The sequence below is a fragment of the Streptococcus thalassemiae genome (genome assembly GCF_903645285.1).
Taxonomy (GTDB): Bacteria; Bacillota; Bacilli; order Lactobacillales; family Streptococcaceae; genus Streptococcus; species Streptococcus thalassemiae.
This window is the reverse complement of the sequence record NZ_CAHJXN010000003.1, coordinates 396,215-413,956: the sequence shown is the minus strand read 5'-3', so window position 1 is coordinate 413,956 and position 17,742 is coordinate 396,215. Positions and strand designations below refer to the sequence as shown.

General features: G+C 40.0%; 14 protein-coding genes. 10 read left to right on the top strand and 4 right to left on the bottom strand.

Features of this window, described 5'->3' with window-relative positions; all coding sequences use genetic code 11:
• Window positions 1–578 precede the first annotated feature (578 nt).
• From malQ to HWX15_RS09990, 3 genes are all read left to right on the top strand, one after another.
• Window positions 579–2,096: a 4-alpha-glucanotransferase gene (gene malQ, locus HWX15_RS07145; protein ID WP_061439895.1), complete on the top strand. Its 1,518-nt coding sequence runs from the start codon at window positions 579–581 to the stop codon at window positions 2,094–2,096.
• 25 nt (window positions 2,097–2,121) lie between these two features.
• Window positions 2,122–4,380, top strand: coding sequence for a glycogen/starch/alpha-glucan family phosphorylase (glgP, locus tag HWX15_RS07140; protein WP_175880671.1), 2,259 nt, complete (start codon window positions 2,122–2,124; stop codon window positions 4,378–4,380).
• 219 nt (window positions 4,381–4,599) lie between these two features.
• Window positions 4,600–4,806, top strand: a complete 207-nt coding sequence (locus HWX15_RS09990; RefSeq protein WP_078706315.1) for a hypothetical protein — start codon at window positions 4,600–4,602, stop codon at window positions 4,804–4,806.
• Between the two features lie 222 nt (window positions 4,807–5,028).
• Here the strand turns inward: HWX15_RS09990 and HWX15_RS07135 are convergent.
• Window positions 5,029–6,422, bottom strand: a protein-coding gene (locus HWX15_RS07135; protein WP_175880670.1) for an IS3 family transposase whose coding sequence is annotated in 2 segments (ribosomal slippage) — window positions 5,029–5,972 and window positions 5,972–6,422 — 1,395 coding nt in all. Because the reading frame shifts where the segments join, the coding sequence is not laid out codon by codon here.
• Between the two features lie 100 nt (window positions 6,423–6,522).
• Window positions 6,523–6,711: a hypothetical protein gene (locus HWX15_RS07130; protein ID WP_050116737.1), complete on the bottom strand. Its 189-nt coding sequence runs from the start codon at window positions 6,709–6,711 to the stop codon at window positions 6,523–6,525.
• 68 nt (window positions 6,712–6,779) lie between these two features.
• On the opposite strand from HWX15_RS07130, the gene HWX15_RS09985 reads away from it, so the two are divergent.
• Entirely contained in the window at window positions 6,780–6,995 is a 216-nt protein-coding gene (locus HWX15_RS09985; RefSeq protein WP_254867355.1) for a hypothetical protein, read from the top strand.
• A 340-nt stretch (window positions 6,996–7,335) separates the two neighbouring features.
• Here the strand turns inward: HWX15_RS09985 and HWX15_RS07125 are convergent, their stop codons facing one another.
• A complete protein-coding gene (locus tag HWX15_RS07125; RefSeq protein WP_175880669.1) occupies window positions 7,336–8,184 on the bottom strand; it encodes a putative RNA methyltransferase in 849 nt (282 codons plus the stop codon).
• A 150-nt stretch (window positions 8,185–8,334) separates the two neighbouring features.
• Here HWX15_RS07125 and HWX15_RS07120 point away from each other — a divergent pair, with 150 nt between their 5' ends.
• Together HWX15_RS07120 and HWX15_RS07115 are read left to right on the top strand one after the other, a co-directional pair.
• Window positions 8,335–8,613: a DUF6110 family protein gene (locus HWX15_RS07120; RefSeq protein WP_000910910.1), complete on the top strand. Its 279-nt coding sequence runs from the start codon at window positions 8,335–8,337 to the stop codon at window positions 8,611–8,613.
• A 1-nt stretch (window position 8,614) separates the two neighbouring features.
• Window positions 8,615–10,678 carry a heavy metal translocating P-type ATPase gene (locus tag HWX15_RS07115; RefSeq protein ID WP_050116739.1) on the top strand — a complete coding sequence of 688 codons (2,064 nt, stop codon included), beginning with the start codon at window positions 8,615–8,617 and terminating at the stop codon, window positions 10,676–10,678.
• Between the two features lie 77 nt (window positions 10,679–10,755).
• On the opposite strand, the gene tyrS is transcribed toward HWX15_RS07115, so the two are convergent.
• The gene (gene tyrS, locus HWX15_RS07110; RefSeq protein WP_175880668.1) at window positions 10,756–12,012 is read right to left on the bottom strand and encodes a tyrosine--tRNA ligase; all 1,257 of its coding nucleotides are present in this window, start codon (window positions 12,010–12,012) and stop codon (window positions 10,756–10,758) included.
• A 141-nt stretch (window positions 12,013–12,153) separates the two neighbouring features.
• Between tyrS and pbp1b the strand changes: the two genes are divergently transcribed.
• The 4 genes from pbp1b (at window position 12,154) to HWX15_RS07090 (ending at window position 17,739) form a co-directional block, all read left to right on the top strand.
• Window positions 12,154–14,619, top strand: coding sequence for a penicillin-binding protein PBP1B (gene pbp1b, locus HWX15_RS07105; protein ID WP_175880667.1), 2,466 nt, complete (start codon window positions 12,154–12,156; stop codon window positions 14,617–14,619).
• Between the two features lie 82 nt (window positions 14,620–14,701).
• A complete protein-coding gene (locus tag HWX15_RS07100; protein WP_173306747.1) occupies window positions 14,702–15,613 on the top strand; it encodes a DMT family transporter in 912 nt (303 codons plus the stop codon).
• A gap of 229 nt (window positions 15,614–15,842) precedes the next feature.
• Window positions 15,843–16,541, top strand: a complete 699-nt coding sequence (gene dapD, locus HWX15_RS07095; RefSeq protein WP_000127460.1) for a 2,3,4,5-tetrahydropyridine-2,6-dicarboxylate N-acetyltransferase — start codon at window positions 15,843–15,845, stop codon at window positions 16,539–16,541.
• A gap of 67 nt (window positions 16,542–16,608) precedes the next feature.
• Window positions 16,609–17,739, top strand: coding sequence for an N-acetyldiaminopimelate deacetylase (locus HWX15_RS07090; RefSeq protein ID WP_175880666.1), 1,131 nt, complete (start codon window positions 16,609–16,611; stop codon window positions 17,737–17,739).
• The last annotated feature ends 3 nt before the right edge of the window (window positions 17,740–17,742 follow it).

The window sequence follows — 17,742 nt, the reverse complement described above, 5'->3', positions numbered from 1 at the left end:
ACAAATAGAAAACGGTTGCAAGTGTTTTTGTTAAAAATTTTAAAAAAATTTTAAGTTTGATTTGATAGCATGATTTTGCTTTTTAATAGAAGAAAAGTATGAAATAGATAAGAATACAGTATTTTTAATAAAAAATAGATGGAATCTGTCTAAAGAGGGAAATCAGGAGGGGCACCTCCCTGTTTCTAATCCCTATCTATTTTCTATAGACGTTTGTGCCTCCTACATATAAATTAAAGCTTTCTAAGGAGGTTCTGCACTTTGTAGACTGTCCCGTGAGGCTCAAACTTTAGGATTAGATAGTTTTAATACTCTTCGAAAATCAAATTCAAACCGCGTCAACGTCGCCTTGCCGTACTCAAGTACAGCCTGCGGCTAGTTTCCTAGTTTGCTCTTTGATTTTCATTGAGTATAAGTTATCCTTGCTAAAATGGGTTAGTCCCCTTAAAAATAATCAAAAAAGTTTTTTAAAAACGCTTGCAATTATGCTTGAAAAGGAGTATAATTATAAGTAACGCAAACGTTTGCGTCTGCTAAAATACGCAACGTTCCATTATTTTAACACATGAGGTGCTATTATGAAAAAACGTCAAAGTGGTGTGTTGATGCACATCTCTTCTCTCCCAGGAGCCTACGGAATCGGATCGTTTGGTCAAAGTGCTTACGACTTCGTTGATTTCTTGGTTCGCACAAAACAACGTTACTGGCAAATCCTTCCACTAGGAACAACTAGTTACGGGGATTCTCCTTACCAATCTTTCTCAGCCTTCGCAGGGAACACTCATTTTATCGATTTAGATATCTTGGTGGAGCAAGGTTTGTTGGAAGCAAGTGACCTTGAAGGAGTTGACTTTGGTAGCGATGCGTCTGAAGTTGACTATGCTAAGATTTACTATGCACGTCGTCCTCTTTTAGAAAAAGCTGTGAAACGTTTCTTTGAAGTCGGAGATGTTAAAGATTTTGAGAAATTTGCTCAAGACAACCAATCATGGCTTGAGCTCTTTGCTGAGTATATGGCTATCAAAGAGCATTTTGACAATCTTGCTTGGACTGAATGGCCAGATGCTGATGCTCGTGCTCGTAAAGCTTCAGCCCTTGAAAGCTACCGTGAGCAATTGGCAGACAAGTTGGTTTACCACCGTGTGACTCAATACTTCTTCTTCCAACAATGGTTGAAATTGAAAGCATACGCTAACGACAACCACATCGAAATCGTTGGGGACATGCCAATCTACGTAGCGGAAGATTCAAGTGATATGTGGGCAAATCCACATCTCTTCAAGACAGATGTCAACGGTAAGGCTACTTGCATCGCAGGATGCCCACCAGATGAATTTTCTGCAACAGGTCAGCTTTGGGGTAACCCAATCTATGACTGGGAAGCAATGGACAAAGACGGCTACAAATGGTGGATTGAACGCTTGCGTGAAAGCTTCAAAATCTACGATATCGTTCGTATCGACCACTTCCGTGGTTTCGAATCTTACTGGGAAATCCCTGCTGGTTCTGATACAGCAGCACCTGGTGAGTGGGTGAAAGGTCCGGGCTACAAGCTCTTTGCAGCCGTTAAGGAAGAACTTGGTGAGCTAAACATCATCGCAGAAGACCTTGGTTTCATGACAGACGAAGTTATTGAGTTGCGTGAACGTACTGGCTTCCCAGGGATGAAGATTCTTCAATTTGCCTTCAACCCAGAAGACGAAAGCATCGATAGCCCACACTTGGCACCTGCTAACTCAGTTATGTACACAGGAACTCACGATAACAATACGGTCCTTGGTTGGTACCGTAACGAGATCGATGATGCGACTCGTGAGTACATGGCTCGCTACACTAACCGTAAAGAATACGAAACAGTTCCACACGCTATGCTTCGTACAGTCTTTTCATCAGTTAGCTTCATGGCAATTGCAACTATGCAAGATTTGCTAGAATTGGATGAGACAGCTCGTATGAACTTCCCATCTACCCTTGGTGGAAACTGGTCTTGGCGTATGACTGAAGAACAATTGACACCAGCTGTCGAGGAAGGTTTGCTTGACTTGACAACAATCTATCGCCGAATCAATGAAAATTTGGTAGAATTAAAGAAATAATACAATATCAGGAGACATCTTAAACATGTTATCACTACAAGAATTTGTACAAAATCGTTACAATAAAACCATTGCAGAATGTAGCAATGAAGAGCTTTACCTTGCTCTTCTTAACTACAGCAAGCTTGCAAGTAGCCAAAAACCAGTTAACACTGGTAAGAAAAAAGTTTACTACATCTCAGCTGAGTTCTTGATTGGTAAACTCTTGTCAAACAACTTGATTAACCTTGGTCTTTACGACGATGTCAAAAAAGAACTTGCAGCTGCAGGTAAAGACTTGATCGAAGTTGAAGAAGTTGAATTAGAACCATCTCTTGGTAATGGTGGTTTGGGACGTTTGGCTGCCTGCTTTATCGACTCAATTGCGACTCTTGGTTTGAATGGTGACGGTGTTGGTCTTAACTACCACTTTGGTCTTTTCCAACAAGTTCTTAAAAACAACCAACAAGAAACAATTCCAAATGCATGGTTGACAGAGCAAAACTGGTTGGTTCGCTCAAGCCGTAGCTACCAAGTGCCATTTGCAGACTTTACTTTGACATCAACTCTTTATGATATTGATGTTCCTGGTTACAAGACAGAAACGAAGAACCGCTTGCGTTTGTTTGACTTGGATTCAGTTGATTCTTCTATTATTAAAGACGGTATCAGCTTTGACAAGACAGACATCGCTCGCAACTTGACTCTCTTCCTTTACCCAGATGATAGTGACCGTCAAGGTGAATTGCTCCGTATCTTCCAACAATACTTCATGGTTTCAAACGGTGCGCAATTGATCATCGATGAAGCAATCGAAAAAGGAAGCAACTTGCATGACCTTGCTGACTACGCAGTTGTACAAATCAACGATACTCACCCATCAATGGTTATCCCTGAATTGATCCGTCTTTTGACTGCACGTGGTATCGAGCTTGACGAAGCAATCTCAATCGTTCGTAGCATGACTGCCTACACTAACCACACAATCCTTGCTGAAGCCCTTGAAAAATGGCCTCTTGAATTCTTGCAAGAAGTGGTTCCTCACTTGGTACCAATCATCGAAGAATTGGACCGTCGCGTGAAAGCAGAAGTGAAAGATCCAGCTGTTCAAATTATCGATGAGAGCGGACGTGTTCACATGGCTCACATGGATATCCACTACGGATACAGCGTTAACGGGGTTGCAGCACTTCACACTGAAATCTTGAAGAACTCTGAGTTGAAAGCTTTCTACGACCTTTACCCAGAAAAATTCAACAACAAAACAAACGGTATCACTTTCCGTCGTTGGCTCATGCATGCTAACCCAAGATTGTCTCACTACTTGGATGAGATTCTTGGAGACGGTTGGCACCATGAAGCTGATGAGCTTGAGAAACTCTTGTCATACGAAGACAAAGCAGCTGTCAAAGAAAAATTGGAAAGCATCAAGGCTCACAACAAACGTAAATTGGCTCGTCACTTGAAAGAACACCAAGGTGTGGAAATCAATCCAAACTCTATCTTTGACATCCAAATCAAACGTCTTCACGAGTACAAACGCCAACAAATGAACGTTTTGTATGTGATTCATAAATACCTTGACATCAAAGCTGGTAACATCCCTGCTCGTCCAATCACAATCTTCTTTGGTGGTAAAGCAGCTCCAGCCTACACAATCGCTCAAGACATCATCCACTTGATCCTTTGCATGTCAGAAGTTATTGCTAACGATCCAGCAGTTGCTCCACACTTGCAAGTAGTTATGGTTGAAAACTACAACGTTACTGCAGCAAGCTTCCTTATCCCAGCATGTGATATTTCAGAACAAATCTCACTTGCTTCTAAAGAAGCTTCAGGTACTGGTAACATGAAATTCATGTTGAACGGAGCTTTGACTCTTGGTACTATGGACGGTGCTAACGTAGAAATCGCTGAGTTGGTTGGCGACGAAAACATCTACATCTTCGGTGAAGATTCAGAAACTGTTATCGACCTTTACGCAAAAGCAGCTTACAAATCAAGCGAATTCTACGCTCGTGAAGCTATCAAACCATTGGTTGACTTCATCGTTAGCGATGCAGTTCTTGTAGCTGGAAACAAAGAGCGCTTGGAACGTCTTTACAATGAATTGATCAACAAAGACTGGTTCATGACTCTTCTTGACTTGGAAGACTATATCAAAGTCAAAGAGCAAATGCTTGCTGACTACGAAGACCGTGATGCATGGTTGGATAAAGTTATTGTTAACATTTCTAAAGCAGGATTCTTCTCATCTGACCGTACAATCGCTCAGTATAACGAAGATATCTGGCACTTGAACTAAGATACAAATTTATACGAATACATTTTGTAAAAAAGCGAGTTTCGATTGAAATTCGCTTTTTTAATGATGTAGATTTGAGTCAATCTTGTCTTAAAAAGATAGAAATCATAGATACAGTGAAGGCTTTAAATACTGCTTTTTACTCTCTTTCAACCTCATAGTCCTTATATTCGCTTACATAAAGTATTATAATATAATTGTAGGAAAGAAGGTGTTTTTATGTGGAAAAAATATTTTTCAAAATATAAATGGACTGATTTATTTTGGATACTATTTGTTATTTTGACATGCCTCTTGACGGGTAATAATACTCTTTTCCCCCTTACCCATCAAGAAATCTCTTATCATGGGTGCTTATTGGGAATTACACTTGCCTTATATCACTTGCTATTTATTGATAAGTTTGTTATCTCGAATCGAAAATAAAGATTAGGGCTATGCTTAACTGTGTACTTTTAGAATTTATTTTGGAGGGAAGATTTTGTCTCTATTATTTATTATTTTAAATTTGTTTATCTTGTACAAGATCTATTCTTTGAGGCGGGAGAAATCGAAATACTTGATTTATACGGCCTATATCATATTTGGGATAAATGTACTATATGGTATTCAATGGTTATTAAGAGAACTGATTTCAACTATTTCCCCTTAATGTGTATAGAAACTCCAGTGATTTTTGCATAACAAAACGCATAAGATTAAGGATTTAGTTCTGTATTGCACAGGACTGAGTCCTTTTAGTTTTACCTTAATTCGTTTATTGTTGTAGTAATCAATATAGTCTACAATGGCTTGTTCCAATTGCTTAAGCGACTGAAACGACTTCTCATAACCGTAAAACATTTCCGATTTCAAAATCCCAAAGAAGGACTCCATCATACCGTTGTCTGGGCTGTTACCCTTACGTGACATGGATGCTTGAATTCCCTTACCCTCAAGAAACTGATGATAAGAATCGTGTTGGTATTGCCAGCCTTGGTCACTATGGAGAAAGGTATTCTCGTAGCGTTTCTCTGTGAATGCCTGTTCCAACATTGCTTTTGCTTGTTCTAAGTTGGGTGAAGTTGAAAGATTATAGGCGATAATTTCGCTATTAAAGCCATCTAAAACTGGTGATAAGTAAAGCTTTTGAGTACTTGCTGGAATGGCAAATTCTGTCACATCTGTGTAGCACTTTTCCATTACTTTAGAGCCTTCAAATTGACGTTGAATGAGATTCTCTGCCTTCTTGCCAACATCTCCTTTATGAGAAGAATATTTTCGTTTCTGTCGCATTTTAGCTTGTAAATTGAGTACTTTCATCAAGCGTTGAACTCTTTTCTGGTTTACCATATAACCACGATTTCTTAGTTCTAAATGAACCCGACGATAACCATAATTTCCCTTGTGTTCGATAAAAATGAATTGAATTTCAGCTTTAAGCTCTCGGTCCTTATCTGGTTTATCTAGCTGTTTCAAGTGATAGTAGTAGGTCGAACGAGCTAGTTTAATGACTTTTAGAAGAATATCTAACGAAAACTCAGTCATTAATTCTTGAACAATTTCTGTCTTTCTTCTTTCTCTTTTTCCTCCTTCAATCGGAGTTCTCTTAACTTTTTTAGGATAGCATTCTCCGCTCTCAGGTACTCATTTTCTGCTTGAAGACGTTCTAATTCTGTTCTCTCTTCAGGTTTCTTTTTTGGCTTACGTCCCATTTTAGGTACTCTCCCTCTTGTTTTCTCAACAATAGTATACCCGTTTTTCCTGTATTGTGCTAGCCAATTAAGAAGTATCGTACGACTTGGGAGGCCGTATTCAAGAGAAACTCTATCTTTAGTCCAGCCTTCATGTATGACTTTATGAATCATTTCTTGTTTTAAATCAGGAGAATAGTAACGATTTTTTCCTTTTTTGACGAACTCTATTCCGTAACGATCAATCAATTTAATCATGTACCTAATATTAGAATTGTTTATCCCAAATTTATTTGAAAGCTTCTCTAAGCTATATCCTTGTTTTCTAAGTTCATAGATCTGAACTTTATCATCATAAGTTAACTTCATGATAAAAACACCCCAAAAGTTAGATTTTTTTCTGTCTAACTTTTGGGGTGCAGTTCATTCACTAAATTACCGTTTTTTGTTTGAATTCTATTACTATTAACTACCTATTATTACTAATATTATTACCAACAGTACTAATATTAGTACTAATTACCCTGAGGCCATCGTTTGTAAATTGACCCAAAACGTCAAATCCGTCATAAATTCCTTTATAAATAAAGAGTCCTAAAATTATAGATGAAATAATAATACTTGCACAAATAAAATATGTATGTTTTTTTTCGTTCATAATATCAATCCTCCTTTTTATTTGTATCCGCTTACATTTTATCATATAATGTTATTGTAGTCAAGAAAATGTGCTATTATGTTAAAAAATATTTTTCAAAATATAAATGGACTGATTTATTTTGGATTTTATTTGTTATTTTGACCTGCCTCTTGGCGGGTAATGATACTCTTTTCCCCCTTACCCATCAAGAAATCTCTTATCATGGGTGCTTATTTGGAATTACACTTGCATTATATCACTTGCTATTTATTGATAAGTTTGTTATCTCGAATCGAAAATAAAGTTTAGGGATATGCTTAGCTGTGTACCTTTAGGATTGATTTTTGGAGGAAGATTTTGTCTCTATTATTTATTATTTTAAATTTGTTTATCTTGTACAAGATTTATTCTTTGAGGCGGGAGAAATCGAAATACTTGATTTATACGGCCTATATCATATTTGGGGTAAATGTACTATATGGTATTCAATGGTTATTAAAAGAATTGGTTTCAAAGATTTCCACTTAATGTGTATGGAAACTATAACAAAACGCATAAGATTAAGGTTTTGACCACCTGTTCTTATGCGTTTTTGTAATATTGAAGATTTTCGATAAGTTTTATAGCTTTGGGAAGTATAGTTTAGAATGCTTTCCCAACAAGGATCTCTGCTTCAATGGTAATCTCTGTCAGTTGGCTCCAGTCAATCTTGCTCTGGTCGATGTGAAAGAGGAGAGGAGTCATACTGAGTAGGGCTTGGAGCTGCTCTGCTGTGATAGTCTTAGTCAGAGAGGCCGTTTGGCTAGATAGGATGGTAAAGTGTTCTTGGAAATGATTTTTGATGTCTTGGTTAGAATAATCCTTGTTTGTCAGCTGGTCCTGTACCCTTTGACGGATTTCTTTAAGGTGATTTTCAGTTGGGATAATCTTTATCAAGATACCGTCTTTGGATAAAACGCGACGAAATTCTCCATAGTTGGCAGGCGAAAAGATATCAAGCAGGATGTCCATGCTTGCGTCTTTTATAGGAAGACGAGTCAGGTCGCCAACAAACCAATTGACTGCCCAGTTTGGTTCGCTCTTGGCAGCGATTTGGACGGAATCTTTTGAAATGTCAAAGGCATAGAAGGTTTTGTCAGAGTGATTTTCTTGGAGTTTACGAGAATAAAAACCTTCGCCACAGCCAATATCCAAGATTGTTGTGCTAGTTTTTGAGCTTGCAAGCAAGTCAGATACAGCATCTAAGATAGCCTGATAAAAGCCGGCTTCTAGGATTTGTTGGCGGTTTTGAAAGTTTTCCTTGTCGTAGTTAGCAGATTGCTTGATTTGAGGCGCTAGATTGACATAGCCAAATTTCGCCAAGTCAAAAGAATGGCGGTTGCAGCACTTGAAACTAGTCTCTAACAGAGTCAGATTTTCTTGACAGATAGGACAGGCAAAGGCAGTCGCAGAAGCAAAACGCTGAAGTTTAGGTTTGAGATTTGTATTCATAGTTTAAGTGTATCAAAAGAGGCAAATGAAAGCAACTTTAGGATGATTTGTAATAGAATTAAATAGTAGTATAATTACTTTTCAAAGTACCAAAATTAAATTGCTTTTATATCCAAAATGCTATATAATAATGATAAGGAGGAAATAAGTATGTTAAAAGAAGTATTAACCGTTGCAAAAGTTGCGAAAAAATCATCACTCTTTTTGGGTGGTGTCGCATTTGGTACCCTTGGTTTGAAAATCTTGGCAAGTAAGGAAGCTAAAAAAGGTTATTCTAAAGCCTTGGCTAAGGCTTACAAGTTGAAAGACGGGCTAGATGCATCTGTTTCTGTTGTGAAACAACATGGAGACGATGTCTTGCAAGATGCCAAATATTTGTACGAGCAAGAGAAAAAAGAAGAGCAATTAGATAGCCTTATAGGAGAATAATATGTCTTTTAAAGTGCTACATAGAGGATACCAACATATCCGACTATCATCTTCTTTTTCACTCACCTTGGATATTCAAGACTATCTTCGTTCCTTGGCGAGAGATGAAAAGGGGATTGAGTCTATCCAGTTTTACATGGATCAACAGCACTTTACTCTACGCATAAAAGAAGGCTTTTCTGTATTAGATAATGCAGAAGCCTTTTTAAAAAGAATTGATAAAGGGAAAGTTTCTGAGTTGATGACTCTTCCCATTCGTAGAGAAGAGAGTGCTTATTCTATTGTTTCAGGTGCAGCGATTAAGCGTATGATTTTTCGTAGTTTTGTGCCGTATCCTATTCGCTATATATGGACTTGTTATCAGGCTTTTGGCTATATTAGAGAAGCCTATCAAACACTAGCGCGTAAGGAACTAACGATGGAAGTCTTGGACTGTTCGGCGATTTTATTGTCCTTGTTTATGAACCAATCCAAGACGGCAAGTAATATCATGTTTATGCTTGATTTGGGGAATCATTTAGATCAGTGGTCCTTGAAAAAAACTGCAACAGATTTAGAACAGAGTCTTCTTGCAAAAGAGAGCGATGTATTCTTAGTGCAGGGCGATACGGTCGTTAGTATCAAGAGTTCCGATGTTCAAATAGGAGATGTCTTGGTCCTATCTCAAGGAAATGAAATTCTGTTTGATGGACAAGTGGTTTCAGGTTTAGGTATGGTCAACGAAAGTTCCTTGACGGGAGAGAGTTTTCCAGTTGAAAAAAGAGAGTCTGATTTGGTTTGTGCAAATACAGTATTAGAAACTGGAGAGTTACGCATTCGTGTAACCGATAATCAGATGAACAGCCGTATTTTACAACTGATTGAGTTGATGAAGAAATCTGAAGAAAACAAGAAAACGAAACAACGCTATTTCATCAAGATGGCGGACAAGGTCGTCAAATATAATTTCTTGGGGGCTGGTCTGACTTACCTATTGACAGGTTCTTTTTCTAAGGCTATTTCTTTTCTATTAGTCGATTTCTCCTGCTCTTTGAAAATCTCTACTCCTGTAGCTTATTTGACAGCTATCAAGGAGGGGTTGAATCGTGAAATGGTGATTAAGGATGGGGATGTTCTGGAGAAATATCTGGAAGTTGATACTTTCTTGTTTGATAAGACGGGAACAATCACAACTAGTTATCCTATAGTTGAAAAGGTGTTACCTTTTGGGGACTATAGTGAGGAAGATATTCTCAGAATCAGTGCCTGTCTTGAGGAACACATTTATCATCCTATTGCTAATGCCATCGTCAAGCAAGCTGAGATAGAGGGGATTGAACATGAGGAAATGCATGGGAAACTTCAATATATCGCAAGCAAGGGAATCAAATCTCATATAGATGACCAACCAGTTCTTATTGGAAATTATGTCTTGATGCAGGATGAGCAGATTCATATCAGTTCAGAACAAAATGCTTTAATTGAAGAGTACAAGAGTCACTACAATCTCTTATTCTTGGCTTATCAGAATGAATTGATTGGAATGTTCTGCATTCATACTCCTTTGAGAAAAGAAGCAAAAGCAGCCTTGGAGAAACTTAAGGCACAAGGGAAAAAATTGATTCTGGCAACAGGGGACACCTTGGTTAGGACAGAGGAATTAGTCAAAGATTTGCCCTTTGATCAGGTTTATACAGATTTGAAACCTGATGGGAAATTTGAGTTAGTAGAGGAACTGCAGAAAGCAGGTCACACTATTTTGATGGTTGGGGATGGGTTGAATGACTCAGCTGCTCTAACCCTATCAGATATCGGTGTGGTGATGAATGAGAGTGCAGATATTTCTAAGCAGATGAGTGATATCTTATTGTTAGATAATCGTTTGGATTTCTTCCAAGAGTTGGATTGGCTATCATCATCTTTGCAAACACTCATCAAGAAGAATATTCAAGATACTGTTGTCGTAAATAGTAGTTTGATTGGCTTTGGCTTATTTAATTGGCTCAGTCCTTCAAATCTCTCTATCTTACATAATCTAACAACCTTGCGCATTGTACTGCGTAGCCTGTCTATTAAAAATAGATAGATGAGAGTTATCAACAACAAAAAGGAGTTACCTTTCTCGAGGTTAACTCCTTTTTTTATAGGTAAATGTTGAACAGTTTAGTAAGTCAATACAAAGTATTTTTTCTTTCCACGACGAATAACAGTCAGTTCGTTTTCTAACTTATCTGCGTCACTCAAGACATAGTCAAGGTCTTGGATGCGATCGCCGTTGACGTAGATAGCTCCGTTTTGGACGTCTTCACGGGCTTGGCGTTTTGAGTTAACTACACCAGATGAGACGAGCAGTTCCACGATATTGTGGTTTTCGTCTGCCTGAACTTGGTAGTTTGGTACACCACGAAGTCCTTGTTTGAGCTCTTTGACAGAAAGGTTTTTGATGTTTCCTGCAAAGAGTTGTTCAGTGATGTTGAGGGCTTCTTTGTAAGCTTCTTCGCCGTGAACAAGTGTGACAACTTCACGAGCCAAGACTTTTTGAGCCAAGCGTTCGTGTGGAGCCGATTCAAATTGTTTGCGGATGTCTTCAATCTCATCAAGTGACAAGAAAGTAAAGATTTTCAAGAAGCGAACAGCGTCAGCGTCCATAACGTTCATCCAGAATTGGTACATTTCGTATGGAGAAGTCTTTTCAGGATTGAGCCAGACTGCGTTTCCTTCTGATTTACCAAATTTCTTACCAGTTGCATCGGTAATCAGTGGAACAGTGACAACGTGACCAGTTTTGTCAGCCTTACGACGAAGCAATTCAGTACCAGCTGTCATATTTCCCCACTGGTCAGAACCACCGATTTGAAGAGTGACATTATGGTCTTGGTTAAGGACGAAGAAGTCGTACCCTTGCATGATTTGGTAAGCGAACTCAGTGTAAGAAATTCCTGTTTCAATTCGTTTTTTCACAGATTCCTTGCTCATCATGTAGTTGACAGTGAAGTATTTTCCGATATCACGGAGGAAGTCAATGAAGCTGATGCTGCCAAACCAGTCGTAGTTGTTGACCATGACAGCCTTGTTTTCGCCATTTTCAAAATCAAGAAAACGAGAAAGTTGTCCTTGGATAGACTTGACCCAGCCATCTACTGTGTCTTTTGTTTGGAGACTACGTTCAGCATCTTTGAAGGACGGATCTCCGATGAGACCTGTAGCACCGCCAACGAGCGCATAAGGTTTGTGACCTGCTAGTTGCAAGCGACGACTTGTCAAGATTGCGACAAGGTGGCCTAGGTGAAGGCTGTCAGCAGTTGGATCGTAGCCAGTATAATAAGAAACTTGACCTTCTTCTAGGGCTTTACGCAAAGCTTCTTCATCAGTCGTTTGAAAAATCAAACCACGCTCTTTTAGCTCATCAAAAATGTGCATGTGTCTTTTCTCCTTTTTAAAATTATTGTTTCTACCTATTGTATCACAAACTTGGGCAATAGCCTAGCAGAATAGGGAAGAAAGTGGCTATTTTATTGAAAGTTTCCCTTTTGTGGTATAATAGATAGAGTGAGGAAATCCATGCAAAATCAATTAAATGAATTAAAACGAAAAATGCTGGAATTTTTCCAGCAAAAACAAAAAAATAAAAAATTAGCTAGACCTGACAAGAAAGGTTCAAGTACCAAAAAATCTAAAACCTTAGAGAGGCCAGCCATTTTTCCAGCTATTTTACTGAGTATAAAAGCCTTATTTAACTTACTCTTTGTACTCGGTTTTCTAGGAGGAATGTTGGGAGCTGGGATTGCTTTGGGGTACGGGGTGGCCTTATTTGACAAGGTTCGGGTGCCTCAGACAGAAGAATTGGTACATCAGGTCAAGGACATCTCTTCTATTTCAGAGATTACCTATGCAGATGGGACGGTGATTGCTTCCATAGAGAGTGATTTGTTGCGCACTTCTATCTCATCTGAGCAAATTTCGGAAAATCTGAAGAAGGCTATCATTGCGACGGAAGACGAACACTTTAAAGAACATAAGGGTGTAGTGCCCAAGGCGGTGATTCGTGCGACCTTGGGGAAATTTGTAGGTTTGGGTTCCTCTAGTGGGGGTTCAACCTTGACCCAGCAACTGATTAAACAGCAGGTGGTTGGGGATGCGCCAACCTTGGCTCGTAAGGCGACAGAGATTGTGGATGCTCTTGCCTTGGAACGCGCCATGAATAAAGATGAGATTTTAACGACCTATCTCAATGTGGCTCCCTTTGGCCGAAATAATAAGGGACAGAATATTGCAGGGGCTCAGCAAGCAGCTGAGGGAATTTTCGGTGTAGATGCCAGTCAGTTGACGGTTCCTCAAGCAGCATTTTTAGCAGGACTTCCACAGAGTCCCATTACATACTCTCCTTATGAAAATACTGGGGAGTTGAAGAGTGATGAAGACTTAGAAATAGGCTTGAGACGGGCTAAGGCAGTTCTTTACAGTATGTATCGCACAGGTGCATTAAGCAAGGACGAGTATTCTCAATACAAGGATTATGACCTTAAACAGGACTTTTTACCATCGGGCACGGTTGCAGGAATTTCACGAGACTATTTATACTTTACAGCCTTGGCAGAAGCTCAAGAACGTATGTATGATTATCTAGCTCAGAGAGACAATGTCTCCGCTAAGGAGTTGAAAAATGAGGCAACTCAGAAGTTTTATCGTGATTTGGCAGCCAAGGAGATTGAAAATGGTGGTTATAAAATTACTACTACCATAGACCAGAAAATTCATTCTGCCATGCAAAGTGCGGTTGCTGACTATGGCTATCTTTTAGACGATGGAACAGGTCGTGTAGAAGTAGGGAATGTCCTGATGGACAACCACACAGGTGCTATTCTAGGCTTTGTAGGTGGTCGTAATTATCAAGAAAATCAAAATAATCATGCCTTTGATACCAAACGTTCGCCAGCTTCTACTACCAAGCCTTTACTGGCCTATGGAATTGCTATTGACCAGGGCTTGATGGGAAGTGAAACGATTCTCTCTAACTATCCAACAAACTTTGCTAATGGCAATCCGATTATGTATGCTAATAGCAAGGGAACAGGAATGATGACCTTGGGAGAAGCTCTGAACTATTCATGGAATATCCCTGCTTACTGGACCTATCGTATGCTCCGTGAAAAGGGTGTTGATGTCAAAGGTTATATGGAAAAGATGGGTTACGAGATTCCTGAGTACGGTATTGAGAGCCTGCCAATGGGTGGTGGTATTGAAGTCACAGTTGCCCAGCATACCAATGGCTATCAGACCTTAGCTAATAATGGAGTTTATCATCAGAAGCATGTGATTTCAAAGATTGAAGCAGCAGATGGTAGAGTGGTGTATGAGTATCAGGATAAACCGGTTCAAGTCTATTCAAAAGCTACTGCGACGATTATGCAGGGCTTGCTGCGAGAAGTTCTATCCTCTCGTGTGACAACAACCTTCAAGACGAATCTGACTTCTTTAAATCCTACTCTGGCTAATGCAGATTGGATTGGGAAGACTGGTACAACCAACCAAGACGAAAATATGTGGCTCATGCTTTCGACACCTAGATTAACCCTAGGTGGCTGGATTGGGCATGATGATAATCATTCATTGTCACGTAGAGCAGGTTATTCCAATAACTCTAATTACATGGCTCATCTGGTAAATGCGATTCAGCAAGCCTCACCAAGCATTTGGGGGAACGAGCGCTTCGCTTTAGATCCTAGTGTCGTAAAATCCGAAGTCTTGAAATCAACAGGCCAGAAACCAGGGAAGGTTTCTGTTGAAGGAAAAGAGGTAGAGGTCACAGGTTCGACTGTTACCAGCTATTGGGCTAATAAGACAGGAGCGCCAACGACCAGTTATCGCTTTGCTATTGGTGGAAGTGATGCGGATTATCAGAATGCTTGGTCTAGCATCGTGGGGAGTCTACCAACTCCATCAAGCTCCAGCAGTTCAAGTAGTAGCTCTAGCGACAGTAGTGACTCAAGTGCTACACGGCCTTCTTCTTCAAGGACGAGACGATAAGTTCTATAAACTGTGCTAAATGAAGTGGCTAATCAATGGATTGCCACTTTTTTCTTTTTTCCTTTCGTGTTACAATAAAGGTATGAATCAGTATCAGAAAAAGATTGTTAAAGGAACCATTTATTCGCTCTTATCTGGCTTAATCTGGGGAATTTGTGGGATTTTAGGAGAGTATTTCTTTACTCATTATCAGGTGTCCTCTGGCTGGATTACCTCTATGCGTTTAACACTGGCAGGAAGTCTTGTGCTCATTTGGTCTGCAATGCAATTAAAATCACAAGTGCTAGATATTTGGCGAGATAAGAAAAATTACCTGCCCTTTTTGGCCTACGCTATTTTGGGAATTTTCTCAGTCCAGTATTTTTTCTATCTCTGTGTAGAATTTTCTAATGCTGCTACAGCGACTATTTTACAGTTTATCAGCCCTGTCTTTATCCTCTTTTACAATCGCTTGGTTTATCAAAAACGAGCGTCAAAAAGCGCTATTTTTTATGTTTTGGTTGCCATGTTGGGTGTTTGCCTGATGGCGACAAAGGGAGATCTCTCTCAATTATCCATGACACCACTAGCACTTGTGACGGGTTTGCTGAGTGCCATGGGTGTTATGTTTAATGTTATCCTACCCCAGCCTTTCGCGAAGCGCTATGGTTTTGTACCCACGGTCGGGTGGGGAATGATTTTGGCCGGTTTATTTAGCAATGTCCTCTCGCCGGTTTACCAGCTTTCCTTTACTCTTGATATTTGGAGTATCTTGATTTGCCTCATTATCGCTTTCTTTGGGACGGCTTTTGCTTTTTTTATTTCCATGAAGGCTGTGTCCTTGGTTTCTCCTTTGGTGGTTTCCGTTATCAGTGCCAGTGAACCTCTCTCTTCTGCTCTCTTGAGTGTTTTGTTCTTAGGATTGGTAGTGGATTGGTCACTTCTTCTAGCTATGGCCTTGATTATTTTGCCTATGATATTTTTGTCTATAGAAGAAGCGAAAGAAAGTAGATAAAAAGTCTTTTCTTAATTCTAAAAGTGTGCTATACTAGAATAGTCAATAAAACACGGGGAGATAGTTGTGAAGATTGTTTTTAGGTTGTATCGGTAGGGGCTTGCTTTTACCGACAGCACGTTTTATCTCACATCCCTAAAAAATCATACCTAAAAACAGACAAAAAGGCTTCAAATTTGAGGCCTTTTTTGGTAGAATAGGTATCATTATAAAGAATGAGAGGCCTTTTATGACTGCTACAAAAATGAACGCACAAGAAATTATCCAATTTATCGCCAATGCTGAAAAGAAAACCAGTGTGAAAGTAACCTTTGAGGGACAACTCGCAACTGCTGTACCAAGCTCTGTTGTCAAACTAGGGAATGTCCTATTTGGAGACTGGAAGGACGTGGCTCCGCTTCTTGATGGTTTGGTAGAAAATCAAGATTATGTTGTTGAGCAAGATGCTCGTAATTCTGCAGTTCCTTTGCTAGATAAACGTGCTATCAACGCTCGTATCGAGCCAGGTGCTATTATCCGTGATCAGGTTGAAATTGGTGACAATGCTGTTATCATGATGGGAGCGGTTATCAATATCGGTGCTGAAATTGGCGCAGGAACTATGATTGACATGGGTGCTATCCTTGGTGGCCGTGCTATCGTTGGGAAAAACAGTCACGTTGGTGCAGGTGCCGTTCTTGCAGGTGTGATTGAGCCAGCTAGCGCTGAACCAGTCCGTGTTGGAGACAATGTTCTTATCGGTGCTAATGCAGTGGTTATCGAAGGAGTCCAAATCGGTAGTGGTTCAGTTGTCGCAGCAGGAGCTATTGTTACCCAAGATGTTCCAGAAAACGTGGTAGTAGCAGGTGTTCCAGCTCGTATCATCAAAGAGATTGATGCCCAAACCCAACAAAAAACAGCGCTAGAAGATGCGCTTCGTACCTTGTAATTGTAAAAGAAAAATAGAGGCGGAACCCTTTTTCCAGCCTCTTTCTGCTATATAGGAGGATAGATAGATGTTAGATTTGATTCAGACTAGACGAGATTTGCACCAGATTCCAGAGATTGGCTTGGAGGAGTTCAAGACTCAGGCTTACTTGCTGGATGTGATTGAAAAATTGACTGCGGGTAAGAATTTTGTCCAAGTTCGTACTTGGCGGACAGGGATTTTGGTTTATTTGCAGGGAAGTCAACCAGAGCGAACCATTGGTTGGCGAACAGATATTGATGGCCTGCCTATCGTTGAACAAACAGGTTTTCCTTTTGCTTCTCAGCACCAAGGTCGTATGCATGCTTGTGGACATGATTTCCACATGACCATTGCTTTGGGCTGTCTTGAGCGAGCCCTTGAGGAGCAACCAAAGAACAATCTGCTCTTTCTGTTTCAACCTGCTGAAGAAAATGAAGCTGGTGGCATGCTCATGTATGAGGATGGCGCTTTTGGAGACTGGTTGCCAGACCAGTTTTATGGGCTTCATGTTCGGCCAGATTTGAAAGTCGGGCAGATTGCGACCAATACTCATACACTCTTTGCAGGAACTTGCGAGGTGAAGATCCGTTTCAAAGGTAAAGGTGGCCATGCAGCCTTTCCACATGAAGCCAATGACGCCTTGGTGGCTGCTAGTTACTTTGTGACCCAGGTGCAGTCAGTTGTCAGCCGTAATGTCAACCCAATCGAGGGAGCAGTGGTGACCTTTGGAGTTTTCCAAGCTGGAACAACCAACAATGTTATCACAGATACAGCCTTTTTGCATGGAACTATTCGGGCCTTGACTCAAGATATGAGTCTCTTGGTGCAAAAGCGGGTCAAAACAGTTGCAGAAGGAGTTGCAGCTGCCTTTGATATGGAAATCGAAGTGGAACTCAAACAAGGTGGATACCTACCTGTTGAGAACCATCCAGCCTTGGCGCGTGAACTGATGGATTTCTTTGAAGAAAAAGACGGAATCGAGCTGATTGATATCGAGCCTGCTATGACAGGTGAAGACTTTGGTTATCTTCTTTCAAAGGTTGATGGTGTTATGTTTTGGCTAGGTATCGATAGTCCCTACGCTCTTCATCACCCTCAAATGAGTCCTAAGGAAGAGGCTTTATCTATTGGGGTGGATGCGGTCTCTAGTTTCCTGAAAAAGAAGGCAGCAGAGTAGAGG

Bases quoted from the DNA above. Each gene is read 5' to 3' on its own strand.
- HWX15_RS09990 (WP_078706315.1), top strand. From the start codon at position 4,600: ATGTGGAAAAAATATTTTTCAAAATATAAATGGACTGATTTATTTTGG.
- HWX15_RS07090 (WP_175880666.1), top strand. From the start codon at position 16,609: ATGTTAGATTTGATTCAGACTAGACGAGATTTGCACCAGATTCCAGAG.
- tyrS (WP_175880668.1), bottom strand. From the start codon at position 12,012: ATGCACATTTTTGATGAGCTAAAAGAGCGTGGTTTGATTTTTCAAACG.
- glgP (WP_175880671.1), top strand. From the start codon at position 2,122: ATGTTATCACTACAAGAATTTGTACAAAATCGTTACAATAAAACCATT.
- HWX15_RS07130 (WP_050116737.1), bottom strand. From the start codon at position 6,711: ATGAACGAAAAAAAACATACATATTTTATTTGTGCAAGTATTATTATT.
- HWX15_RS07115 (WP_050116739.1), top strand. From the start codon at position 8,615: ATGTCTTTTAAAGTGCTACATAGAGGATACCAACATATCCGACTATCA.
- dapD (WP_000127460.1), top strand. From the start codon at position 15,843: ATGACTGCTACAAAAATGAACGCACAAGAAATTATCCAATTTATCGCC.
- HWX15_RS07125 (WP_175880669.1), bottom strand. From the start codon at position 8,184: ATGAATACAAATCTCAAACCTAAACTTCAGCGTTTTGCTTCTGCGACT.
- HWX15_RS09985 (WP_254867355.1), top strand. From the start codon at position 6,780: ATGTGCTATTATGTTAAAAAATATTTTTCAAAATATAAATGGACTGAT.
- malQ (WP_061439895.1), top strand. From the start codon at position 579: ATGAAAAAACGTCAAAGTGGTGTGTTGATGCACATCTCTTCTCTCCCA.
- HWX15_RS07100 (WP_173306747.1), top strand. From the start codon at position 14,702: ATGAATCAGTATCAGAAAAAGATTGTTAAAGGAACCATTTATTCGCTC.
- HWX15_RS07120 (WP_000910910.1), top strand. From the start codon at position 8,335: ATGTTAAAAGAAGTATTAACCGTTGCAAAAGTTGCGAAAAAATCATCA.
- pbp1b (WP_175880667.1), top strand. From the start codon at position 12,154: ATGCAAAATCAATTAAATGAATTAAAACGAAAAATGCTGGAATTTTTC.